The organism is Streptomyces sp. N35 (assembly GCF_016464295.1).
Classification (GTDB): domain Bacteria; phylum Actinomycetota; class Actinomycetes; order Streptomycetales; family Streptomycetaceae; genus Streptomyces.
Window position 1 is genome coordinate 50,521 of record NZ_JAEIMH010000004.1, and the last position, 22,482, is coordinate 73,002.

Genomic DNA, 22,482 nt, shown 5'->3' on the forward strand with positions numbered 1-22,482 from the left:
GGGGCGGGACCACAAGCCCCCCCCCCTGGACGCGGAGACGCACCAGGGGGTTGATGTAGACCTCGCCCGCCGCGGCGTCCACCGCGGCGACGGAGATGCGGTGGGCGCGGGCGAGTTCGGCGTCGGCGACGAGCGTCATGCCCGCGGCGATGGCGCCGAGCAGCGGGTACGAGGAGACGAACCAGTTGAGCGCGTGGTCCCACGGCGCACGACGGGTCGGCCGCCCGTCGAGGGCGTCGCGCAGGCCGCCCGCCATGTCCATGGCCTTGGACATGGTGCCGGTCAGGGCGCGCGCGAAGGCCTCCTGCCAGTCCGGCGGGTCGTTCCACGGATCGTGCCAGGGCCGCAGGATCTGGTCTGCCCGGCCGCCGGCCGTACCGCAGTTCCGGTACGCCGCCGGGATGGCGCCCTCCCTGCGCCAGCCGGCCGCCAGCTGCTCCTCGTCGCCGCCCGGGTAGGAGGCGGGCAGGTCCTCGGGGGCACGGCCGATGGGGAATGTCAGCAGGAAGCGGTTGACCACGGCGCAGCGCGCGGCGAGGTCGTAGCGGTCGGGCTGCACTCGCTCCCCCTTCGCGGCCGGTACGTGGCCGAAGCCGAGGTGGATGACGCAGTGTGCGAGCGACCAGGCCCAGGTCGCGGGGTCGGCGTACTTCGTGCGGTGCGCGTGCACGGTGCCGTTGGAGGTGACGGTCGCGAGGCCGCCCTGCGGCGCGCTCCCGCACTCCTGCTCCCGGCAGATCTTCGCCTGTACGGAGTTGAGGGCGGGGTTGGCGAACACCTGCTGGAGCCCGGCCACGAAGGCCTTCGTGGCCGGGTCCGGCCTGATCTCGGAATCCTGCTTGCGGGTCCGGCTCACGGCGCGAGGCCCTGAGCCCGCGTACGGCCGACTGTCCTGCGGACGCGGTTCATCTCCGCGCCCTCGTACGGCCGACTGCCCTGCACGCGCGGTTCATCGCCGCGCCTCCACGAGACGCGGCATATCGCGCGCCGCCTCGATCAGGAACCAGGCCGGCAGTACGGGCTGGTCGTCGGCGTCGTCCGCGATGACGGTCTGCGCGACCTCGACGGAGATCTCCGCGAGCTGCACCAGCAACGCCTTGGCCCGGTAGGCGAGTTGGCGGCCGTGCGCGTTGACGTGCTCCTTGGACGCGGGCAGCTCCTTGCGCAGCCGGGCACGGAACGCCTCTGCGAGGAAGTACAGGAGGTCCCGGTCCTCGATCCGCCGGGGCCAGGACGCCTCGCCCTTGATGATCGCCTCGATCCCGTACACATGGCGCACGATCTTCACGTATCCGCAGAAGGAGACGGCGTGGGCGGGGGTGAGGCAGCCGTAGGCGATGACCTTGAGGGTCTCCTCGTCGAGCGCCGGGCCGAAGGAGTGCAGGGCGTCGGAGAGCATGTGCCACGAGCGGGGCGTCGAGAAGGGCTGCTCGGTCTTCGGCGGCTTGGACCACAGGTGGTCGGGCCGGTCGGTGAGGTGGTCGAGGACCCAGGGGTGGATCCCGTTGCTGTGCGCCCAGATCAGCCAGTCCTCGGACGAGGCCTGGAGGTGGACATGCGTGAGGCGGTTGACCAGGGCCGAGGCGATGGGGCGGGCGAGTGCGTTGTCCGTGGAGCGGTTGCCCGCGCCGATGACGATGGAGCCCTCCGGCAGCTCGTAGTTGCCGATGCGGCGGTCGAGGATCAGCGAGTAGAAGGCCTTCTGGACGTCCGGTGTCGCCGCGTTGAGCTCGTCGAGGAAGAGGCAGTACGGCTCGTCGCGGGCGATGGCCTCGGGCGGGCAGAACACCGAGCGCCCATCACGGATCTGCGGCACCCCGATCAGGTCCTCCGGGGCGAGCTGCGTCCCGAGGAGGCTCACACACTCCAGGCCGAGCGAGTCCGCGAACGCCCGTACCAGCGAGGACTTCCCGATGCCGGGCGCACCCCACAGGAACACGGGCCGCACCGTGGCGAGGCCGAGCAGCAGCTCGGGGACGCGGGCGGGAGTGACGGCTACGGCGGACTGCAAACGGGGGCTCCTTGCGGACAGCGGACAGCGGAAAGCGGAAAGGTGAGGGAAGGGCGCCCGGACACGGCGCTGCCGCCGCGCACCCACGGGCTGGTCCGGTACGGACAGTGTGGGCGGGTGCGCGGCCGGGCGCAGCTCATTTTCCGCTCGGCGCTCAGGCCCCCGGTGCCGGTGCGGTGGCCCCGCGCACCTTCCGCGCCGACATCCACGCGTACACGAGCACGCCCGCGAAGAGGAACAGCACGCCCTGGTAGACGGGTTGGTAGCCGGCCCCCGCCACCAGCCACATCGCGAAGGCGAAGGCGGCCACCGCGACCACCGAGTCGGTCACGAGGCGGCCGCGGTTGACGAGGTCGCCCCGGCCGCAGAGCAGGTGGAAGATCTGGGCGGCGGCGGCCAGCAGATAGGGCACGGTCGCCATGAAGGTGGTCACGGTGACCAGGAGCGTGAAGACGCCGTCCGCTCCCGCCGCGTACTGATAGATCGTCAGGAGCGAGGCCAGGACGACCGTGATCCCGACGCCGACAGTCGGGACGCCGCGCTCCTTGTGCGTGAAGATCTGCGGGAACAGGCCGTCCTTCGCCGCGGCGTAGGGAGCCTGGGCGCTGAGCAGGGTCCAGCCGTTGAGCGCGCCGAGGATGGAGATCACCGCGGCCCAGGCGACGAGGGTGCCGCCCCAGGTCCCGCCGAACATCACGTCGACCGCGTCCGAGAACGGTGCCGTGGAGCCCACCACCTGTTCGTGCGGCAGCATCCCGAACACGGCGAGCGTGCCGAGCAGATAGACGACGGCGGCGCACAGGACGCCGAGGATCGTGGCAAGGCCGACGTTGCGCCGTGGGTTGCGCACCTCGCCCGCGCTCATCGCGGCGGACTCGACGCCGAGATACGAGAAGAGCAGGATCGCCGCGGCCGCCGAGATCGCCCCGAGCGGGCTCTCGCCGTCGGTGAGGAACGGTCCGAGGTTGGCGGAGTCGAAGAAGAAGAGCCCGCCGATCGCGACGAGCAGCAGCGGCACGAACTTCAGGACGGTGGCGACGAGTTGGACCGCGCCCACATAGCGCGTGCCGGCGAAGTTGGCGAAGCCCGGCAGCCACTGCACGACGAGCGCCGCCAGACACATGGACCACTTGTGCTCGACGATGCCGGGGAACAGCACCCCGAGATAGCCGACCGCGATCACGGCGAGCGCGGCGTTGGAGACCCAGGCGGTGATCCAGTACGACCAGGCCGCCAGGAATCCGGCGAAGTCACCGAAGGCTTCGCGGGCGTAGACGTACGGGCCGCCGGTGCGCGGATCGCGCTGCGCGAGCCGGCCGAATACCAGCGCGAGGGCCAGCGCGCCGAGCGTGAGCACGGCGAAGGCGACCAGGGCGATGGTGCCGTAGGGGGCCACCGAACTGGGCAGCAGGAAGATGCCGCCGCCGACGATGTTGCCCATCACCAGGCAGGTGGCGATGGGCAGTCCGAAGCGCCGGGCGTGCTTGCTGAGCTCGTCGGGTTCGTCCGTCGGCGGGGGTGCGGGGGTGGGGTGCTCCATGCGGACACGCTGCACCACTTCAAGCAGTTTTGTCCGGTACGGCGCGATCGATGGCCGCAACATCACCGGGCGGCCGCATCGGCGCCGCGAACTCCGCGGGGTCCGGCTCGGGGACCGGCACCTGCGGGCCGTCCGCCTCGCGCAGCCAGCGGCGCAGCACGCGGTGGACGTGCTCGGCGCCGACCAGTTCGCACCCCTGGGCCACCGGCGCGGACAGAGCGCGAGGGGAGAGCAGGAACGCGTGGCTCTGCTCGCCGCCGAGCCCGCCGTGCGAGCCGATCTGCTCCTCGAAGGCGAGCACTTCGCCCTCTTCGACGGCCGAGTTGACCATGATGTCGGCGGTGTGCGGGAAGGAGTCCGTGCGGCGTACGGCGGCCAGGGCGCCCGGGCCGAAATCCTGCAGCGGGCCCAAGTCCTGTTCGCCGTCAGCCAGTTCGTCCAGGTACACCTCGGCCCCGCGCGCGCCGAGGATCACGCCGCCGCCGCGCTCGGACCGTACGAGAAGGAAGCCGACACCGGGGTGGTTGGCGAGCGTGGGCAGCAGCGCCGGATGCCGGGCGTCGATCTGCTCCCGGGTCATGCGCTCGGGCACGTCCGGGAACGAGACCAGGCCGAGGTTCCCCGAGGCGAGCACGATGGGGTCCTTGCCGGCGGGCGGGCGGTGCTCGTTCTCGCCCTCCTCCACCGGCCGGTGCATCGCGGCCCGCACCGCGGAACGGGCCTCGGCCCCGCTGTGGGTGCGGCGCGCCTTGCGCGGCACGGGCAGCCCGCAGCCGGCGCGCACCAGGTCGGCGAGGGTGAGTCCGTAGCGGCGCCGGAAGGTCTCCCCCGGGCTCTGGCCGTGGTCGGAGAGCAGCACGATGCGGTACGGGCGCGGCGCGTGCTCGGCGACCTTCGCGATCAGCGCGATCGAGCGGTCGAGCCGCTCGAGCACCAGGGCGGCGTCCCTGCTGCCGGGCCCGGAGTGATGGGCCACTTCGTCGTACGCGACCAGATCCGCGTAGACGGCGGTACGGCCGACCAGCATGTCCCCTATCACCGCGGCGACCACGACATCGCGTTCGACCACGGTCGCGAAGGCGCGGATGAACGGGTAGAGCCCGCCGCGCTTGACCCGCGGCCGGGTCTTCCTGAGCCGCCCGCGCGTGGACTGCCCCATCTCCCGGCCGACTTCGGCCACGAAGGACATCGCGGTACGCACGGCGTTGGCGGGGTCCGAGAAATACGCGAAGTACCCGGCGCGCGAACGGTTCTCCTTGCCGCGCCGTGCCGCGATCGACAGGACGAGCGCCACCTGGTCGGCGCCCCCGCTGAACAGGTTGCCGCGGCTCGCCCCGTCCACGGTGAGCAGTCCGCCGTCGCCGGTGCGCTCGATGGCGCGGCGCTGGAGTTCGACGGCGCTCGCGGGACGGTTGCAGACCATGACCTCGCCGGTGTCCTTCTCGTACCAGCGGAAGGCGGGGATGTCGTGGTTGTCGCCGTGCAGGATGCCGAGCTGGCTCGCGCCGGTCTGGCTGGACCAGTCGGTGCGCCATGGGGTGAGGTCGTGGGTGGTCTTCAGCCAGGACGCGACGGTGGGCATATGGCCGTCGTCGACCGCCCGTCGCAGCACGTCGTGGCCGACGCCGTCGAGCTGCACGAAGACCGTGCCGGGCATGCGCGGTCCGCGGGCGGCGGCCTGTTTGCGGCGTCGGCGGTCCGCGAGCCGGTAGAGCCTGCGGCGGTACGCGTCGTCGTCGCGTACGGCGAGTGCGGCGGCGGTCGCGGAGGCGACGGCGGACATCACCGCGGCGACGACCACGGCGGTCTCGGGGGCGGCCTCTCCTCTGTCGTCGGGAATGAGGCTGAGGGCGAGCAGGAGGAGCGAGCCGTTGAGGAAGAAGACGAGCAGGCCGAGCACGAGCGCGGGGACGAGAAGCAGTGCCCGCACGACGAAGGGCCACACCAAGGCGCTGAGCACACCGAAGACGGCCGCCGCGATACCGGCGGTGATGCCGATCCGGGTGGCGCTGTCACCCGAGTCCGCCTGGAGGCGGAAGTCGGGCAGGAGGCCGGCGAGGATCAGCATCGTGAGCGTGCTCGCCGCCCAGACGGCGACCATCCGCCACAGCGCACCACCGGTTCGCCGCCATCGTCCCTCGGCCACGTCCACCTCGTCCTTCCGGGCGCCCTGCGGCCCGGCCCCCAGGGTTTCATACGGGCGGGGGTGGTTTGTGGCGGTGCGGGTCCGTTGTCCGGGGCGAGCGTCCGACGGCAGGTCAGCAGCCGTTGTAGCCCGCGGTCGGCATCGAGAGGCGGCGGTGGACCCGGGCCTTCATCTCCGCGTCGTACGCGGGCTCGGGAGCGCTCACCGTCTCCAGGGGCACGCCCCGGCGGGCGCATTCGGCGGCGAACTCCCGTACCGAGAGCAGCGCGCGCTCGAGGACCCGCCCGCTCGGCGCGAGGAAGGCGTCCACCTCGCCCGTGTCGACATCGCGCCACAGGGCCGCGTGGTCGGGGCGCAGGCCGTGCAGGAGGAGCTCCCGTGTGACGACATGGCCGTGGTCCGCCGCCCATTTCGCGCACATCGCCTGCTGGCCGCGGCTGTCCACCAGGAACGGTTCGCGGTCCAGTTCCTCCAGCGGAACCAGGCTGGCGATGGCCGCGATCCGCAGCTGTGCCATCGGCCGTCCCCCTGAGGCGAGTGGTCTCCCGCGTTTCCGCGCCGACCCTACTGCGCACCGTATGGTCGTAGGAGGTACATGAGGCGAACAGACGCAGAACAGGCCAGCGGAAGGAACAGCTCGGTGCCGGTGGAAATCACCTGGTGGGGGCATGCCACCTGCACGGTCGAGGACTCGGGGACCCGGGTGCTCACGGATCCGCTGTTCGCCCGCAGACTGGCGCATCTGCGACGCCGCCGCGGTGACGTACCGCCGCCGCGGGCCACCGAGGCGGACGCCGCGCTCGTCTCGCATCTGCACGCCGACCATCTGCATGTGCCCTCGCTGGCGGGCCTTGCGGACGGTACGCGGGTGGTGCTGCCGCGCGGTGCGCGCGCCGCGGTGCCCGGGCTGCGCAGGCTGCGGCATCTGCGGTTCGTCGAGGTCGTGCCGGGTGACGAGGTGCGGATCGGCGAGCTGACCGTGCGGGTCGTGCCCGCACGGCACGACGGACGCCGGCTGCCGGTCGGGCCGCATCGCTCGCCCGCGCTCGGGTTCGTGGTCGAGGGAGCGGCACGGACCTATTTCGCCGGGGACACCGGGCTGTTCGACGAGATGGCCGATGTGGTCGGTGCCGTCGATGTGGCGCTGCTTCCGGTGGGCGGCTGGGGTCCGTTCCTCGGGCACGGCCATCTGGACGCCGGCCGGGCCGCCGAGGCGCTCGCCCGACTCGCGCCGCGCAGCGCCGTGCCGGTGCACTTCGGCACGTACTGGCCGATCGGTATGGACGCCGTGCGGCCGCATGAATTCCACGCCCCCGGCGAGGAGTTCGTACGGCAGGCCGCACTCCAGGCGCCGGACGTGGCCGTGCACCTCCTGGCCCAGGGCGAGGGCGTGCGGCCGGAGGTCGCCAAGTGAGCCTGCTCGCGATCGCCGAGGCCGTGACGTCGGACTCGACCCCGGGGGCCGTCGGATATCCGTCGCTGTTCCTGCTCGTGGTGCTCGGCGCGCTGGTGCCCGTGGTGCCGACGGGCGCCCTGGTCAGCTCGGCCGCCGCGCTCGCGTTTCATCAGTCGGCGCCGCAGTCGCAGCTGTACGTGTTCGCGGTCGCCGCGCTCGCCGCGTTCATCGGGGACACGATCCTGTACTGGCTCGGTGCGCGCGGGATGCGGTCGAAGAACGGTTCGCGCTGGCTGAAGGCGATCCGCGACCGCGCCCCGCAGGAGCGTCTGGAGCAGGCGCAGAGCAAGCTGCACGAGCACAACGTGAGCGTCCTCGTCCTGTCGCGGCTCGTACCCGCGGGACGTATCCCCGTCATGCTCGCGTGCCTGCTCGCCAAGTGGCCGCTGCGGAGGTTCGCCCGGGGCAATCTGCCCGCGTGCCTCGCCTGGGCGGTGACGTACCAACTCATCGGGATCCTGGGCGGATCGCTGTTCCCCGAGCCGTGGGAGGGCGTGGCCGCCGCGATCGGCCTGACCCTCCTGATCAGCGCGGCACCCATGCTGTGGCGGCGGGTGCGGGCGCGGCTCAGCCCGGGCTGAGCCCGTCCGCCGTACGTCCGTCCGCCGTGGGTTCGATGACCATGGACGCCCCGACCGCCAGGTCCCACAGGTCCGCGCGGGCCCGGCCCGCCGCGCGCCAGGCCGCACGGACGCGGTGCAGGGGTTCGAGGACCGGTTCGGCCGACAGCAGGAAGGTCGCCCAGTGCATGGGCGCCATCCGCCGTGCGCCCAGGTCGTCCATCGCGCGGACCGCCTCTTCGGGGTCGCAGTGCACATCGCGCAGCCACCAGCGGGGCTCGTACGCGCCGATGGGCAGCAGGGCGAGGTCGATGTCTCGGTGGCGGGCGCCGATCTGCTCGAACCAGTGCCCGTAGCCCGTGTCGCCGGCGAAGTAGACCTTCTGGCCGCGGGGGTCGGTGAGCACCCAGCCGCCCCACAGCGTGCGGCAGGTGTCGGTGAGGCCGCGCTTGGACCAGTGGTGCGCTGGCACGAAGTCGAAGCGCACTCCCCGCAGTTCGGCCGCCTCCCACCAGTCGAGTTCGGTGACGCGTACGAAGCGCCGGCGGCGGAACCAGCGTCCGAGACCGGCCGGTACGAACACCGGTGTCTCACGCGGCAGCCGTTTGAGGGTGGGCGCGTCGAGGTGGTCGTAGTGGTTGTGGCTGATGACCACGGCGTCGATGGGCCCCAGTGCGTTCCAGGCGACCCCGGCGGGGGTGACCCGGGCCGGGGTGCCGAGGATCTTGCGGGACCACACGGGGTCGGTGAGCACCGTCAGACCGCCGATCCGCAGCACCCAGCTGGCGTGTCCGACCCAGGTGACGGCCACGGTGTCGGCGTCCGTCCGTGGTAGCGGGCCCGGTGCGAACGGCAGTTGGGGGATCTCCTCGAGACAGGAGCGGTCCGGCCGTACGGCGCCTTCGCGGGCGAACCGGGCCAGCGCCTTCACTCCGGGCAGGGGCGCGGTCAGGCGGTCGGCGAAGGAGCGGGGCCAGGTACGGCGTTCGGCGAGCTGCCGCAGGGAGGTCGTCGAGGGGGCGACGTCCGGCGTCGGCGTGAGGGACTGCTGTGTCTCCTGGGTCATCGAGGCGGCTCCGTTCTCCGGGCATCGGCACGCAGATCGTCGAGAGCGCCGGCCAGAGCCGTGAGCGCCCGTTCCACATGCGGGAGTTCCAGGGGGTCGGGTGCGGTGAGGGCGGCAAGGCGCTGCCCGGTGTCCGTGCCGAGCAGCGGCGCCACCGAGATACGGGCACGCAGCGCACCGAGGCCGTCGCCGAAGCGGTGGCCGCCTGGCACGGGCATGCCGAACCGCTCGGTGAGATGGTCCTCGAGCTCCATCGCGTCGGTGACGCCGCGCTGCGCGAGCGCGCCGCCCAGGGGGGCGAAGTCGACATAGAGATGCCGTCCGGCCACGGGCGCCCGGCCGAGCGCGCCCGCGGCGAGGACGGAGCGGTGCACGGCCTCGGCGACCTTGGCGTGCAGCCGTACGGCGGCGGTCAGGCGGTCGGTCACCTCGGCCGGTTCACCCAGTGCGTAGGCGGCGGCCGCGGCGACGGGCGCCGCCACGGACGAGCCGAGCACGGTCAGGACGTCGAGGGCGCGGGCTCTGAGCGCCGCGCCTTCGTCGGTGGCGGGGAAGCGCGCGATGGCGGCCGGCCAGTCGGGCGGAAGGAAGGCGCCCGCGAGATCGGCCAGGACGGTGACGTGCCGCGGAGCCATCTCGGCCGGTCCGATGAGGACCGTCTCCTCGGGGTGGTGCAGGGTGTCGCGCCAGGTCTCGTCGGAGACGATGTGCAGTCCTTCGCGCAGCGCCGCCTCGACGGTTTCGTGCAGCACCTCCGGCGGGGGCACGGTTGCGGTGGGGTCGTCGGCGACGGAGAGCACGAGGAGCCGCGGATCACCCCCTTCGGCGCGCACTCTTCGTACGGTCTCCAGGAGTGCGTACGGATCGGGCACTCCCCCGCACTCGGGCGGTGTGGGCACATGGAAGGCCTGCCGGCCCAGAAGGCGGACCTGCGGCGCCCACCAGGCCGTGCACGGCCGGGGCAGCAGGACATCGCCGCCCGTCGCGGCGATCAGCGCGCACAGCAGCGGTGCGGCGCCGGCGGACGCGGCGAGCTGGCTCCGTTCGGCGGGCATGCCGCGCCGGCGCAGGTAGCCGGCTGCCGCGTCGAGGAGCGTGGGGCTGCCGCCGACGGGCTCGCTGTGGGCGCGCCCGGCGGACGCGGCGAGGACCGCGGCGAGTTCGGGCAGCACCGGCAGTCCGGGGCCGGGGGCGAGTGGCCCGTAGCGGACCGGACCGTGGCCTTCGGGGAGCGTCCGCGGCATGCCTGCCTCCGTGTTCTGGCGCCGACTGGGGTGCGGGGGGACGTGCCGCCGCGCGTATCCCTGCCCCGCCGCGGGGCTCGGGAGGCGGGGGGGAGCCGGTGAACAGGGCCTGGCCGGGGCACCGGCTCCCACCTGCGGTCAGCTCTCCGTGTCGCTCGGACGGCGGCGGATGACGTAGTACGTGGCGCCGAGCGCGCCGAGCACCAGGACCGCGCCCGTGAGCATCGTCTGTGCGGAGTCGGTGAAGCTGCCGCCGATGCCGCCGTGTACGCCGTAGTGGATGGGGGCGCCCCGGTCGACGTGGAAGCTCGCGTACCACTGGGCGCCGCCGGGGCAGGTGCCGTCGACGCCCCACTGGGAGGAGTTCCCGACGGAGTTGGGGCCGCCGGAGGAGAAGTTGGCGTTGGCGGCGATCCGGGCGGTGCCGTTGTAGGCGGGGCCGACGCCGGGGATCGCGGCGTTCTCCACCTTGTGGAGCCGGACGGAGCCGCCCGAGAACGCCTGGGAGTTCGCCGTGATGGACTCCGGGTACCAGCCGCGGTCGGCGTACGGGCAGGAGACGGAGATCGTCACCATCCCGCCAGGGGCGACGGTGCGCGGGCTGACTTCGGCGGCGGTGTCGGCCGCGTACGCGCCGGGTGCGGCGCCGGCCACCGCGGCCGTGGCGAGCGCGGCGGCTGCGAACACTCGGGCGATACGCATGGGTGCGGGCTCCTTCGACGCCTCAGGCATCGGCACGCACTTCGTGCCGCGCACCCATGGAAACCTGACCCCTCGTCACCCGCCCCGCCGACGGGCCATTCGCGCGACAGCTGGGGCCGGTTGGGTGAGGGCCAGGGGTGTTGCGGTCAGGTCGCCAGCGTCGACAGTTCCTTCTCCAGGCCCCGGCCCCGGCGGCGTACGACCTCCGCCGCGACGTCCGCGAGCTTCTCGTTGGAGTGCTGGGAGATGCGGCGCAGGATCGCGAAGGCGTCGTCGGCGCCGCAGCCGAGGACGTGCATCACGATTCCGCTGGCCTGGTCGACCACGGGGCGGGTGCGCAGCGCGGTGCCCAGCTGGTCGATCTCGGCGAGGGCCGCGCGGTAGCGCTCGTCGCGGACGAGGCAGGTCGACGCCAGTTCGCCGAGCGCCCGGGCCGGGCCGCAGGCGGCGGGGGTGAGGGTGCCGCTGCGGAAGCTGTAGAGGCTGAGCACCACGGTCAGGCCGGCCCGCGGGAACGGCAGGGTGACGGCGGCGCGCACCCCGGAGTCCAGGGCGCGGGCGCGGAACTCGGGCCAGCGCTGCTCGTGCAGGAGATCGTCCGCGCCGACAGGCTCCCCGGTGGCGATCGCTTCCGGGATGGGACCCGCGCCGGAGCGCAGCTGGGCCGTGACGACGGAGGCGAGGTCGGGGTGGGTGACCGCGACGGGTCCCGCGCGCCCGGCACGGACTGAGTCCGCGCCCGGTTCGGTCACGGTGGCGTCGGCTCCGCAGCAGTCGGCCGTGCAGCGCACGGCCTGTTCGGCGAGCTCGGAGAGATGGCGTCCGGGCAGGACGGTGGAGGGGCTGCACCACGCCGGTTCCGGCATCGGAGGTTCCTCCTCTCTTTGTGCGGGTGCCCTCGGGGGTCCCGCACAAACGCCGGCCCGGGCGGCGGAATCTTCCGCGGGTCACCCCGGCACCCTGCGCGAACAGGCACGCAGCCGCTAACTTTCGCTCCATGGGGCAAGCGGATGAGTTCGGTGACGATCTCGCGGATTTCCTGCGCCGCGTAGGGGAGTTGAGAGCGGCACGGACGATTCCGGAGGGTGATCTGCGCTCCGTCCTCGACACGGCCCTGTTCGAACTCGATCATGTGGCCGAGCAGCTGTGGCCCCGCTTCGAGCAACTCGCCGCGGCGGGCGGCCAGTTCGCGGCCCGCCAGGAGGAGCAGCTGCTGCGCGCCGTGTTCCAGCGGCTGCCGCTTCCGGTCGTCCTGATGGACCGCGACACCGTCGTACGGCGGATGAACTTCGCCGCGTCCGGCCTCACGGGCGTACGCGCCGGGTACGCCACGGGCCGCCCGTTCGCCGGAATGTTCGCGCACGCCGACCGTGCGGCGCTGCGTTCGCAGACGGCGGCGGTGGCGCGCGGCGAGGGCGACCGCAGTCTGACCCTGCATCTTCAGCAGCGCCCCACGGACGGCATTAGGGCGACACTGACCGCCCTGCGCCCGGGCGCCGAACCCCACCCGGTGGTCCTGGTGGTCCTGCAGACCGGCACGTCCCGGCGACTGCCGCGGCCGGAGCGCCATGAGCGGCCGTACGGCCCGGAGCCCGATCTCGTGGAGGCGACCCGCAACGCGGCGCTGCTCGACCTGCTCGACACGATGACCACCGAGCTGCTCTCGGCACCCGCCGGGGATCGCGCGGCGCTGCTGCGCCGGGCGGCGTCGGTGCTGCACGGCCGTTTCGCGGACTGGGTGGTCGCCGATCTGGGCGCGCGGCAGCCCGTACGGACGCAGGTGCTCGGACCGCAGCAGGAGAGCGACGCGGTCGACGCCGTCGCGCGCCAGGATCCCGCCACGTGCCCTCTCGTGGTGGAGGCGGCACGCGGCGGTTCCACGGCGCTTCAGGTGCGCCCGGAGGATCCGGACGCGTTCGGGCGTGACGCGGGCGACGTCCCGGTCCTTGTACGCGCCGATGTGTCCTCGCTGCTGTGCGTCCCCCTCGCCGGCCCGGAGGGGGGTCCGGTCGAGGGGGTGGTCACGCTGTTCCGCTGCGGGGCGCGGCTCGCGTTCTCGCTGGCGGAGGCACAGGCCGTGGATGTGATGTCACGGCATATGGCGCTGGCCCTGCGCAAGGCGCGGTGACTCACGCCGCTTTGGGCAGCTCCTCCTCGCTCGCGCTCTCGTCGTGCATGACCTCGGCGCGCATCGACGCGCAGCAGCGGCTGATCAGCCGGGACACGTGCATCTGCGAGATGCCCAGCTGTTCGGCGATCCGGCTCTGTGTCATATCGCCGAAGAAGCGCATGTACAGGATGGCGCGTTCGCGTTCCGGCAGGGCGCGCAGCTGCGGCTTGATCGCTTCGCGGTCGACGACGATGTCGATCGCCGGGTCGGGTGCGCCGAGCGCGTCCCGCAGCGCGTAGCCGTCGTCGCTGCCGGGCAGTTCGGCGTCCAGGGACAGGGCGGTGAAGCTGTCGAGTGCCTCGAGACCGGTCTTGGCCTCTTCCACGCTCATGCCCGCGCGGTCCGCGATCTCCTCGAGCGTCGGCGCGCGGCCCGGGATGGTCTGCGCGAGGTCCTGGGACGCGAACCGTACGCGGTTGCGCAGGTCCTGGACGCGGCGCGGCACGTGGAGGGTCCACATGTGGTCGCGGAAATGGCGTTTGATCTCGCCGGTCACGGTCGGCACGGCATAGCTCTCGAAGGCGTGGCTGCGGTCGGGGTCGTAGCGGTCGACGGCCTTGACGAGGCCGAGGGCCGCGACCTGACGCAGGTCCTCATAGGACTCCCCGCGGCCGCGGAAGCGGCCGGCGAGGCGATCGGCCATGGGCAGCCAGGCGCAGACCAGTTCCTGGCGCAGTGCGTCCTTCTGAGGCCCGTCCGGCAGCGCGGCCAGCCTGCGGAAGGCGGCGGCCGTATCGGGGGCGTCGTCGTGCGGATGGCGTTTGACTCCAGTGGAGGTACGCATGGGGGCTGCAACTCCCAAAAAGGGTGCTCGCTGTTGGCGACGGACACCGGGGAGTGAGAAGCGCGGCCGGAACGGATACAGGCGAAGGCCCATCCGGACGGGCGCGACTGCTCCCGCGGATGTGCCTCCGATCCGAAGCACGAGTTGCGCCTGCCCGGGCTTCGGCATCTCAAACGCCTTCAACGCCGGGCCAGTTGAACCGGGGGCCGACTTCGGGCCACGGTTTGCTCGGCGAACAGCGGATCCGCCCCGCCATGCGGTGTTTGCCCGGCCTTGACGGGGAGACCCGGTCGGCGACATCCCGTCGGGGAAGGGCCCGATCATGGCACTGTTCGCTGTGTTGACACCCCTGGTCATGCTGGGTGTGGTTCTCGCGCTCGGCCGTTACGAGGAACTCCTGCTGCCATCCGCCGACGAGCCCGAAGAGGGCGTGATCCGCCGGGAGTCGCCCACGCTGTGACATCCGCCGCAGGCATGCCCGGGCTCGATGCGGGTACTGCGACCGGGGTCACCCGTCTCCCCCGTAGCGGGGGAATCGCAGGAAAGGGCCCGCCATGGCCGACATCGTGAGGGACGTGATGACTCCGGGTGTCGTGGCGGTCCGCCCTGATGCCTCGCTGGTCGAGGCGGCGCAGTTGATGCGCGCCCAGGACATCGGCGGTGTGCTCGTGGCCGCCGAGGGCACGGTGCTCGGTGTGCTGACCGATCGCGACATCACGCTGCGCGCCGTGGCCGACGGGGCGGATCCGCTGACCGTGAGCGCCCAGGCCGTGTGCACTCCGCATCCGGTCGCGGTCTCGCCCGACGATTCGGTGACGTCGGCTGTCGCGCTCATGCGCGAGTACGCGGTGCGCCGGCTGCCGGTCATCGAGGACGGCCGACCCGTGGGGATGGTCAGCCTGGGCGATCTCGCCGTCGCGCTCGACCCGACCTCGACGCTGGCGCAGATCAGCGGCACGGAACCGGACAGCTGGCCGGGCTGAGGCCGGGGATTGCTTCCCGGCCGACGGCGGGGACCAGCAGACACGCGGGAGGGCCGGGCGCGGCAGCCTCAGCGGACCCGCTCCACCCGCCGCTCGTCCCAGACCGGCTCGGTCGACTCGCGGACCTTGCCGTCCGACCCGAACACCAGATAGCGGTCGAAGGACTTCGCGAACCAGCGGTCGTGGGTGACCGCGAGCACCGTGCCCTGGAAGGACTCGAGGCCCTCCTGGAGCGCCTCCGCGCTCTCCAGGTCCAGGTTGTCCGTCGGCTCGTCCAGCAGCAGGGCCGTACAGCCCTGGAGTTCGAGCAGCAGGATCTGGAAGCGGGCCTGCTGGCCGCCGGAGAGACGGTCGAAGGCCTGCTCGGCCTGGGCGGTCAGCTCGTAGCGGCGGAGCATCGAGCTGGCCGCGCCGCGGTCCTTGGCGTGCTCGCGCCACAGGATGTCGAGCAGGGTGCGGCCGAACAGTTCCGGATGCGCGTGGGTCTGCGCGAAGTGCCCGGGCACGACGCGCGCGCCGAGCTTCCAGTCGCCGGTGTGCCGCACCTCGTCGCCGGCGAGCAGCCGCAGGAAGTGCGATTTGCCGGAGCCGTTGGAGCCGAGGACGGCGACCCGCTCGCCGAAGAAGATCTCCAGGTCGAAGGGTTTCATCAGACCGGTGAGCTCGAGGTTCTTGCAGGTCACCGCCCGTACGCCGGTGCGCCCGCCGTGCAGGCGCATGGTGATGTCCTGGTCGCGCGGCGGCTCGGGCGGAGGTCCAGCCTCCTCGAACTTGCGGAGCCTGGTCTGGGCGGCGCTGTAGCGCGAGGCCATGGCCGGGCTGTTCTCCGCGGCCTGGCGCAGGTTGAGGACCAGCTTCTTCAGCTGGGCGTGCTTCTCGTCCCAGCGGCGGCGCAGCTCGTCGAAGCGCGCGAAGCGTTCCTTGCGGGCCTCGTGGAAGGTGCCGAAACCGCCGCCGTGCACCCAGGCGTCCGCCCCGGCAGGACCCGGCTCGACACTGATGATCTTCTGGGCGGCGCGGGCCAGGAGCTCACGGTCGTGCGAGACGAACAGGACGGTCTTGCGGGTCTCCTTCAGACGCTCCTCGAGCCAGCGCTTACCGGGTACGTCGAGGTAGTTGTCCGGCTCGTCGAGGAGCAGCACCTCCTCGGTGCCGCGAAGCAGCGACTCCAGGACGAGGCGCTTCTGCTCGCCGCCGCTGAGCGTGGAGACCTCGCGGAACTGGGCCCGCTCGTACGGCACGCCGAGCGCCGACATGGTGCACATGTCCCAGAGCGTCTCGGCCTCGTAGCCGCGGGCCTCGGCCCAGTCGGAGAGCGCCTGGGCGTACTGCAGCTGGGCGGCCTCGTCGTCGACCGTCATGATCAGGTGTTCGGCGGCGTCCACGGCCTCGGCCGCTTCCCGGATACGGGGAGTGGCGACGGAGACGAGCAGGTCACGGACCGTGGTGTCATCGCGTACGGAGCCGATGAACTGCGGCATCACGCCGAGCCCGCCGCTGACCGTGACACTGCCGCCGTGCGGCTGCAGCTCGCCGGAGAGCAGCCGGAGCAGGGTGGTCTTGCCGGCCCCGTTCGGCCCCACGAGGGCGACGACGGCGCCTTCGCCCACCCTGAACGACACATCACCGAGCAGCGCCCGTCCGTCGGGCAGGTAGTACTCGAGGTGCGCTGCTTCCAGATGTCCCATGGGGCGGATTCTGCGGGTCGGCCCCGGCCCGGGGCAAACCGGTTTCCCTGCCCGCCCGCTCCGAAACTGAGGGCTTCACCCCAGCCCCGGTCAGATGTGACCTTGCGGGTTCCGGGTACCCGGGGACCATGGGTAAACGTGATGCCTTCCCTCTCCCGCGCATCGACGTGTTCGCGGATCCGCACGTGAAAGGGCCGGTGGCGGTCGTGTCCGCCGGGCGGTCCCGGCTTGTCGCGCTCGACCTGAAGGTCTTCGACGGCGTGGCCAGGCGGCACTGGCCGGGCGCCGATCCGCTGCTGCCCTGGCTGAGCCGGAGCGCCAACCACGGCGTGCTCTGGTTCGCCTCGGCCGCCGCCCTGACCCTGACCCGCTCGCCCCGGGCGCGCCGGGCCGCCGCCCGCGGGCTCGCCTCGCTCGCGCTGGCCTCGGGCACCGTGAACACCTTCGGCAAGCGCGCGGTCCGCCGGGCGCGCCCGCTGCGGGACGACGTGCCGCTGATCCGCCAGCTCAAGCATCAGCCGATCACGACCTCGTTCCCCTCCGGCCACTCCGCCTCCGCGGCCGCCTTCGCGACGGGCGTGGCCCTGGAGTCGCGCCGCTGGGGCGCGGTCGTCGCCCCGGTCGCCGGAGCCGTCGCGCTCTCGCGCGTCTACACCGGCGTGCACTATCCGGCCGATGTGCTCGCGGGCGCGGCGCTCGGCGTGGGCGCCGCTTTCGCCGTACGGGGCCTCGTGCCCACCCGCGACCAGCGCCGCTCCCCCGGCCGGCCGCATGCCGAGGCACCGGTGCTGCCGGACGGCGAGGGGCTGGTGATGGTGGTCAACTCCGGCGCCAAGACGGCCGACCGGGCACGGGCACTGCTGACCGCACTGCCCGGCACCGAACTCGTGGAATGCGAACCGGAGCTGTTCGTCGACGAGTTGGAGAAGGCGGCGAAGCGGGCGCGGGTGCTCGGCGTATGCGGCGGCGACGGCTCCGTGAACACGGCCGCCGAGGTCGCCCTGCGCCACGGGCTGCCGCTCGCGGTCCCGCCCGCCGGGACGCTCACCCATTTCGCGTGCGACCCCCGCGGGGGGGGCGGACGCGACCTCGCCCGCGCCCTGACCCGCGGCGAGGCGGTCGCGGTGGACGTGGGCCGCTTCCGGGTCGGGGACACCACGGGCCTGTTTCTCAACACGTTCAGCATCGGCGTCTATCCGGAGCTGGTACGCCACCGGGACCGCTGGTCACGACGGATCGGCGGCTGGCCGGCCGGCGTGCTCGCCGCCGGTGACGTCCTGGGGTCCGAGCGGCCCCTCGAGGTCGAAATGGGCGGCAAGCGGCGGGCGTTGTGGCTCCTGTTCGCCGGCAACGGGACGTATCACCGCATGGGCCTGGCCCCCGCGCGCCGCCATGACCTGGCCGACGGCCTGCTCGATGTGCGCGTGGCGCACGGCGGCCGCAGGCCGGGCCTGCGGCTGCTCGCGGCCGCGTTCGCGGGACCGCTGAGCCGCTCCCCCGCGCATGCGGCGGTCCGGGTGCGCAGGCTGCGGGTCATGAAGCTCGCGCCCGGCACTCCGCTCGCGTACGACGGTGAAGTGGTCTCCGCCGGAGGCGAGTTGCAGCTCGACAAGCTCCCGGAGGCGCTGACGGTGTACCGGCCGGAGCCCTTCTGAGCCCCTTCCGCCACCTCGCAAGGCGTCTCGTATAACAAGACGGGTATCTCATTATTCGGCACAAGCGCATACGGTCTTCCACAACGCCCCGGGCGAAGGCGCCCGGGGCTTTGCCGGAAGGGGGACCGGTCATGGCCGGAGAGGCCGCCGTCTACACGCATGGGCACCACGAGACCCTACTGCGCTCGCGCACCTGGCGGACCGCCGCCAACTCGGCCGCGTACCTGCTCCCCGAGATCAAGCCCGACCAGCGGATCCTGGACGTCGGATGCGGTCCTGGCACCATCACCGCCGACCTGGCGGCGCTGGTCCCGCAGGGCCGTGTGACGGGCGTCGAGCTGGCGGCCGGCGTGCTCGACCAGGCGCGGGCGGTGGCGGCCGAACGCGGCCTGGCCAACACGGAGTTCGAGACCGCAGACGTGCACCGGCTGCGGTACGCCGACGACAGCTTCGACGTCGTGCACGCCCATCAGGTGCTCCAGCATGTGGGCGACCCGGTACAGGCGCTGCGCGAGATGCGCCGCGTGACCCGGCCCGGCGGGATCGTCGCGGTCCGGGATTCGGACTACGCGGCCATGACCTGGTATCCGCAGTCGCAAGTCCTGGACGACTGGCTGGCCCTGTACCGGCGGGTCGCGCGGGCGAACGGCGGAGAGCCCGACGCCGGCCGCCGCCTCAAGTCCTGGGCGCTGCGGGCCGGTTGTACGGACCTGACCGCGACCTCCGCCACCTGGACGTACTCCACACCTGAGGAGCGCGCCTGGTGGAGCGGCCTGTGGGCGGACCGCACGACGGCTTCCTCGTACGCGAAGATCGCTGTCGACGGCGGGCACGCGACCACCGAGGACCTGGAGCGGATCGCGGCGGCCTGGCGGGAGTGGGGCGAGGCGGAGGACGGCTGGTTCTGTGTGCTGCACGGGGAGTTGCTGATCCGCGTCTGACCCGGAGCCCGGGCCCGCGCCGACCCGGAGCCCGGCCCCGCGTCTGCCCCAACCTGCCCCCGCGCCTCACTCGCGCGGCATCAGCGGCCCCAGCGGCCCGAGGTCGAGATTGAGGTCCTCGGGCCGCAGCCCGTAGCGGTCCCGCAGCTGCGCCATCCGGTCCTCGAGGAGCATCAGCGTGAGGCCGATCCGCTCCTCCTGCTCCTCGCTCAGCTCGCCGGTGTCGAAACGGCGCACCGCCTGGCGCTCCATGAGCTGGCGGAGCAACTCGACAACCGTGAGCACCAGTTTGACCAGGTCGCGCTCGACCGTGTCGGGGTCCAGATCCATCCGCCGGCTCATCGCCGCGCCTCCAGTACCTCGAAGGGCGAGGGCACCTGGGCGCTCACCGAGCTGATCAGGGCGCGCAGATCGATCCGTACGAGATCGACATCCGCGATCCGCAGCGTGAGGTCGCCCGCGACGACCACTCCGCCGGCGAGCAGCCGGTCGAGCAGGTCGACCAGGGCTATCTCACGGCGCTCGATGACGGTCACCAGGCCTCCTCTTCGTCTCCGTTGGGATTGCTGAACGAGTAAGCGGCCCAGGGGCCGGTGAGTTCGACGCGCAGTCCGGCTTCCTGGTCCTTGGTGCCCTCGACGCACTCCACGAACTCCTCGGACTGCGAACGCCCCACCAGATACGCCCCGTTGAGAATGTTCCGCCCGCTCGCACGCGACAGCTCCGGGTTCTGCGGACGGTGCAGCCGGGTCGCCGCCGCGCGGGCGGCCAGGTCACTGTGCAGCTCCTGCGCGAAGGACTCGGCGCGCTCCCACAGCCGGTCCGCGCCCTGCTGACGGGAGCGGCGCATCCGCAGATAGTCCCGGCCGCTGGCGGCCTGGCCCGCCGCCGCCGGTTCGGACGGCGTCCGTTCGGCCTGCGGCTCGGCGTACACCTTGACGCCCCATTCCACACAGCCGTCGATCCGCGCGAGCAGCTCCCGCAGCTGATCGCCCTCGTCCTCCAGCATCGTCCGCACGCCGCTGTCGTCACGGAAGACGGTCCCGAGCCTCAGCGGCAGCGGACACGTGACCGTGGCCAGGGCGGCGATGACCGCCTGGTGGGCGCGGGCGGTCCCGGAGAGCCAGTCGAGGTCCTCCAGATGGGCGCGCAGCGGCTCGTAGCCGAAGTCCGCCTCCGGGACCCGGCTGAGCACGGCGACGAGATCGCCGTGCGCCAGCTGCTTGAGCGGTGCGCCGCCCACGCCCACGAGGTCCGCCTGCAGGGCGGCCTCGAAGGGCCGGCACACCGCGTACACATAGCGGAGCTCATTCATCAGGGACCTCTTCCCTTGCGCGCCGGCCCTGCCCCGCACCCGTCTCGAGTTCGGCGATGCGGGCCTGCAACTGTTCGTTCTCGCGGGCGAGTTCGGAGCGCTCACGGTCGATCGCGCGGCGCCGCGCGCCGGAGGACAGCGACGGGTCGTCCTCCCACCAGTCGATGCCCATCTCCCGCGCCTTGTCGACGGAGGCGACGATCAGCCGGAGTTTGATCGTGAGCAGCTCGATGTCGAGCAGGTTGATGCGGATGTCGCCCGCGATCACCACGCCCTTGTCGAGCACGCGCTCCAGGATGTCGGCGAGGTTCGCGCTGCCGCCGCTTTGCCCGTAAGGCTCGGGAAACCTGCTCGCGGTGGTCATCGGCGCCCGGTTTCGGCGTACTCGTCGCGGCGGTCCGCGTCCTGCTCCTCGCCCTCTTCGTAGGCCATCTCGTCGTCCTCTTCGTCGCGCTCTTCGCCTTCGAACTCACCCTCGGGCTCGCCTTCGTACTCGCCCTCGACTGCGTCCTCGTCCTCGTACTCTTCGCCGTACTCGTCCTGTTCGCCCTTGCCCTCCTCCAGCTCCGCGGCCTCGGAGCGGTCCTGCTCCGCGGCCTCGGAGCGGCCCTGCTCCTCGTCCTCGGAGCGGCCCTGCTCGTCGTCGGAGTACCCCTGTTCCTCCTCCTCACGCGCGCGCTCCTCCTCGGCGACGGCGTCCTCGTGCGAGACGACCACCTCGCCGTCCTGGATCTCCCCGCGCCAGCCGTCGCTCGCCTCGCCGCGCAGCGAGATATGGCGGGCGAAGTGCTTGAGGTCGAGCCGGGCCCGGCGCCCCTGGGCGCGCCAGATGTTGCCGGTCTTCTCGAACAGGCCCTTCGGGTAGTACTCGATGATCAGCAGCACCCGGGTGAGGTTCTCGGCGAGGGAGTGGAAGGTCACCACGCCCTTGGTCGAGCCCTTGGCACCCTCGGAGGTCCAGGTGATCCGCTGGTCGGGGACCTGTTCGGTGGTGTGCGCCTTCCAGCTCCGGTTGGACCAGAAGACCTTGAGCTTCCAGTCGGACGTGGTGTCGTCGGCGACGGTCGCCCCCTTGACACCCTTCGCGAACGTCGAGAACTCCTGGTACTGCGTCCACTGGTCGTAAGCCTCACGGACCGGGACGCCCACATCGACGTACTCGAGGATGACGGTCGGCTTCTGGCCCGCGCCGCCCTTCTTGCGCTTGCCGCCGAGCCCCTTGACCGCGCCCATCACGCGCTCCTTGAGATGGCTGCCGGTGAGTTCCACGGCGCTGCGCACGGGGCCCTTGCCCTCGGCTATCTTGCGGCCGCCCTGGAGGGCGAGCTGGGCGAAGCCGGGGCTCCTGCCCTCGGCGATGTCGTTCAACTTGCCGGTGGCGGAGCCGAGTTTGTGCCCGACACCCACCAGCGCGCGTTCGAGCTGGGCCAGCATGAAGGCCTGCGCTTCGGCCTTCAGCCGGTCGGCCGCCTCGCTCTTGGCCAGACCGGACAGCGGATTGTCCTTCGCATCAGCCATCGTTACGGCCTCCCTTCGCGCGGGCGGTGCGGCGGGCGGCGGTCTTCGCGGCGCCCGTGGTCTTCTTCGCGGTACCCGTGGTCTTCTTCGCGGCGCCCGTGGTCTTCTTCGCGGCGCCCGTGGTGGTCCCTGCGCCGGACTTCGCGGACGACGCGGCCTTCTTGGCCGGCGCCTTCTTCCGCGTACGGGAGGTCTCGCCGCCACGGGAGCCGCGTGCCGTCCCCGAGTCCCGCGCCGTCCCCGATTTCCCACCCTCGGCGGAGGAGCGCGACCCGGAGGTCTTGCGGGCCTGCTTCTTGGGCGCGGGCCTCTCCTCCTCGTACTCCTCGTACTCCTCGTCGTCGTATTCCTGCTCACGCTCCGGCTCGTCGCGCTCCACGCGCCCGGGGATCACTCCGGACAACCTGTCCTGCACCCCGAGCGTCCGGTCGTGCAGGCGGTCCGAGATCCCGTCGAGGCCCCGTTCGAGCACCGCGCCCGTGGCTGCCTTGCCGACTCCGCGCATGTCCTCGCGCAGCTGGTCGCCGATCTCCTTGAACTGCGGGTTGTTCAGCAGCTGTTGCTGGACGAGATCGGCGAGCGCCCGCGGCGAGAGCGGAAGCTTCTTGCCGGCCACGAGGGTGCCGACGGCGAACGCCAGCTTCATCTTCTTGGTGCGTCCCAGCAGGTATCCCGCTCCAACGGCGAGGCCGAGCGCCATGCG

At 72.3% G+C, this 22,482-nt stretch carries 23 protein-coding genes and 1 pseudogene; 7 read left to right on the forward strand and 17 right to left on the reverse strand.

All coding sequences use genetic code 11. From position 1 onward, the window contains the following. The 5 genes and pseudogenes from JAO81_RS03005 to JAO81_RS03025 form a co-directional block, all read right to left on the reverse strand. A pseudogene (locus JAO81_RS03005) lies at positions 1–856 on the reverse strand (hypothetical protein); the annotation flags it as partial. Between the two features lie 93 nt (positions 857–949). Next, a complete protein-coding gene (locus tag JAO81_RS03010) occupies positions 950–2,011 on the reverse strand; it encodes an ATP-binding protein (RefSeq protein WP_199546146.1) in 1,062 nt (353 codons plus the stop codon). Positions 2,012–2,165: 154 nt separating this feature from the next. Then, positions 2,166–3,551, reverse strand: a complete 1,386-nt coding sequence (locus JAO81_RS03015) for an amino acid permease (protein ID WP_199546147.1) — start codon at positions 3,549–3,551, stop codon at positions 2,166–2,168. A 19-nt stretch (positions 3,552–3,570) separates the two neighbouring features. Then, positions 3,571–5,652 (reverse strand): phage holin family protein, encoded by a 2,082-nt coding sequence (locus tag JAO81_RS03020; protein ID WP_199546283.1) that lies wholly within the window; start codon positions 5,650–5,652, stop codon positions 3,571–3,573. Between the two features lie 157 nt (positions 5,653–5,809). After that, a complete protein-coding gene (locus JAO81_RS03025) occupies positions 5,810–6,214 on the reverse strand; it encodes a hypothetical protein (RefSeq protein ID WP_199546148.1) in 405 nt (134 codons plus the stop codon). A 123-nt stretch (positions 6,215–6,337) separates the two neighbouring features. On the opposite strand from JAO81_RS03025, the gene JAO81_RS03030 reads away from it, so the two are divergent. Both JAO81_RS03030 and JAO81_RS03035 read left to right on the forward strand, forming a co-directional pair. After that, on the forward strand, positions 6,338–7,111 hold the full coding sequence (locus JAO81_RS03030; protein ID WP_199546149.1) for an MBL fold metallo-hydrolase: 774 nt from the start codon (positions 6,338–6,340) through the stop codon (positions 7,109–7,111). 2 nt (positions 7,112–7,113) lie between these two features. Further along, positions 7,114–7,734: a DedA family protein gene (locus tag JAO81_RS03035; RefSeq protein ID WP_199546284.1), complete on the forward strand. Its 621-nt coding sequence runs from the start codon at positions 7,114–7,116 to the stop codon at positions 7,732–7,734. Here JAO81_RS03035 and JAO81_RS03040 read toward each other — a convergent pair. From JAO81_RS03040 to JAO81_RS03055, 4 genes are all read right to left on the reverse strand, one after another. Continuing rightward, entirely contained in the window at positions 7,721–8,779 is a 1,059-nt protein-coding gene (locus JAO81_RS03040; RefSeq protein WP_199546150.1) for an MBL fold metallo-hydrolase, read from the reverse strand. The two genes, JAO81_RS03035 and JAO81_RS03040, sit on opposite strands and share 14 nt — an antisense overlap. Then, a complete protein-coding gene (locus JAO81_RS03045) occupies positions 8,776–10,023 on the reverse strand; it encodes an aminotransferase class I/II-fold pyridoxal phosphate-dependent enzyme (protein WP_199546151.1) in 1,248 nt (415 codons plus the stop codon). Before JAO81_RS03045 ends, JAO81_RS03040 begins: the two co-directional genes overlap by 4 nt. Before the next feature lie 138 nt (positions 10,024–10,161). Then, positions 10,162–10,725 carry a hypothetical protein gene (locus JAO81_RS03050; RefSeq protein ID WP_199546152.1) on the reverse strand — a complete coding sequence of 188 codons (564 nt, stop codon included), beginning with the start codon at positions 10,723–10,725 and terminating at the stop codon, positions 10,162–10,164. Positions 10,726–10,871: 146 nt separating this feature from the next. Continuing rightward, entirely contained in the window at positions 10,872–11,591 is a 720-nt protein-coding gene (locus JAO81_RS03055; protein WP_199546153.1) for an ANTAR domain-containing response regulator, read from the reverse strand. Between the two features lie 131 nt (positions 11,592–11,722). Here JAO81_RS03055 and JAO81_RS03060 point away from each other — a divergent pair, with 131 nt between their 5' ends. After that, positions 11,723–12,853: a PAS domain-containing protein gene (locus JAO81_RS03060; RefSeq protein WP_199546154.1), complete on the forward strand. Its 1,131-nt coding sequence runs from the start codon at positions 11,723–11,725 to the stop codon at positions 12,851–12,853. A gap of 1 nt (position 12,854) precedes the next feature. On the opposite strand, the gene JAO81_RS03065 is transcribed toward JAO81_RS03060, so the two are convergent. Beyond that, a complete protein-coding gene (locus JAO81_RS03065; RefSeq protein ID WP_199546155.1) occupies positions 12,855–13,679 on the reverse strand; it encodes a SigB/SigF/SigG family RNA polymerase sigma factor in 825 nt (274 codons plus the stop codon). A gap of 322 nt (positions 13,680–14,001) precedes the next feature. Between JAO81_RS03065 and JAO81_RS03070 the strand changes: the two genes are divergently transcribed. Then, positions 14,002–14,139, forward strand: coding sequence for a hypothetical protein (locus tag JAO81_RS03070; RefSeq protein ID WP_199546156.1), 138 nt, complete (start codon positions 14,002–14,004; stop codon positions 14,137–14,139). A gap of 94 nt (positions 14,140–14,233) precedes the next feature. After that, positions 14,234–14,662 (forward strand): CBS domain-containing protein, encoded by a 429-nt coding sequence (locus JAO81_RS03075; protein ID WP_199546157.1) that lies wholly within the window; start codon positions 14,234–14,236, stop codon positions 14,660–14,662. Between the two features lie 68 nt (positions 14,663–14,730). Here JAO81_RS03075 and JAO81_RS03080 read toward each other — a convergent pair whose 3' ends face one another. Then, on the reverse strand, positions 14,731–16,350 hold the full coding sequence (locus JAO81_RS03080; protein WP_199546158.1) for an ABC-F family ATP-binding cassette domain-containing protein: 1,620 nt from the start codon (positions 16,348–16,350) through the stop codon (positions 14,731–14,733). 128 nt (positions 16,351–16,478) lie between these two features. On the opposite strand from JAO81_RS03080, the gene JAO81_RS03085 reads away from it, so the two are divergent. Both JAO81_RS03085 and JAO81_RS03090 read left to right on the forward strand, forming a co-directional pair. Further along, on the forward strand, positions 16,479–18,005 hold the full coding sequence (locus tag JAO81_RS03085; protein WP_199546159.1) for a bifunctional phosphatase PAP2/diacylglycerol kinase family protein: 1,527 nt from the start codon (positions 16,479–16,481) through the stop codon (positions 18,003–18,005). 131 nt (positions 18,006–18,136) lie between these two features. Beyond that, complete coding sequence (locus JAO81_RS03090; protein ID WP_199546160.1) at positions 18,137–18,946, forward strand: class I SAM-dependent methyltransferase; 810 nt, start codon at positions 18,137–18,139, stop codon at positions 18,944–18,946. A 66-nt stretch (positions 18,947–19,012) separates the two neighbouring features. Here JAO81_RS03090 and JAO81_RS03095 read toward each other — a convergent pair whose 3' ends face one another. Genes JAO81_RS03095 through JAO81_RS03120 form a run of 6 tightly spaced genes read right to left on the reverse strand, consistent with a single transcriptional unit; the run spans position 19,013 to position 22,479 of the window. After that, positions 19,013–19,288 (reverse strand): gas vesicle protein K, encoded by a 276-nt coding sequence (locus JAO81_RS03095; RefSeq protein ID WP_199546161.1) that lies wholly within the window; start codon positions 19,286–19,288, stop codon positions 19,013–19,015. Next, entirely contained in the window at positions 19,285–19,482 is a 198-nt protein-coding gene (locus JAO81_RS03100; RefSeq protein ID WP_199546162.1) for a gas vesicle protein, read from the reverse strand. The genes JAO81_RS03095 and JAO81_RS03100 overlap by 4 nt, the downstream gene beginning before the upstream one ends. Continuing rightward, entirely contained in the window at positions 19,479–20,261 is a 783-nt protein-coding gene (locus JAO81_RS03105) for a GvpL/GvpF family gas vesicle protein (RefSeq protein WP_199546163.1), read from the reverse strand. The genes JAO81_RS03100 and JAO81_RS03105 overlap by 4 nt, the downstream gene beginning before the upstream one ends. Further along, positions 20,254–20,625: a gas vesicle protein gene (locus JAO81_RS03110; RefSeq protein WP_199546164.1), complete on the reverse strand. Its 372-nt coding sequence runs from the start codon at positions 20,623–20,625 to the stop codon at positions 20,254–20,256. The genes JAO81_RS03105 and JAO81_RS03110 overlap by 8 nt, the downstream gene beginning before the upstream one ends. Continuing rightward, positions 20,622–21,779: an SRPBCC family protein gene (locus JAO81_RS03115; RefSeq protein ID WP_199546165.1), complete on the reverse strand. Its 1,158-nt coding sequence runs from the start codon at positions 21,777–21,779 to the stop codon at positions 20,622–20,624. Before JAO81_RS03115 ends, JAO81_RS03110 begins: the two co-directional genes overlap by 4 nt. Further along, entirely contained in the window at positions 21,772–22,479 is a 708-nt protein-coding gene (locus JAO81_RS03120) for a DNA primase (protein ID WP_307813118.1), read from the reverse strand. The genes JAO81_RS03115 and JAO81_RS03120 overlap by 8 nt, the downstream gene beginning before the upstream one ends. Between the last annotated feature and the right edge of the window lie 3 nt (positions 22,480–22,482).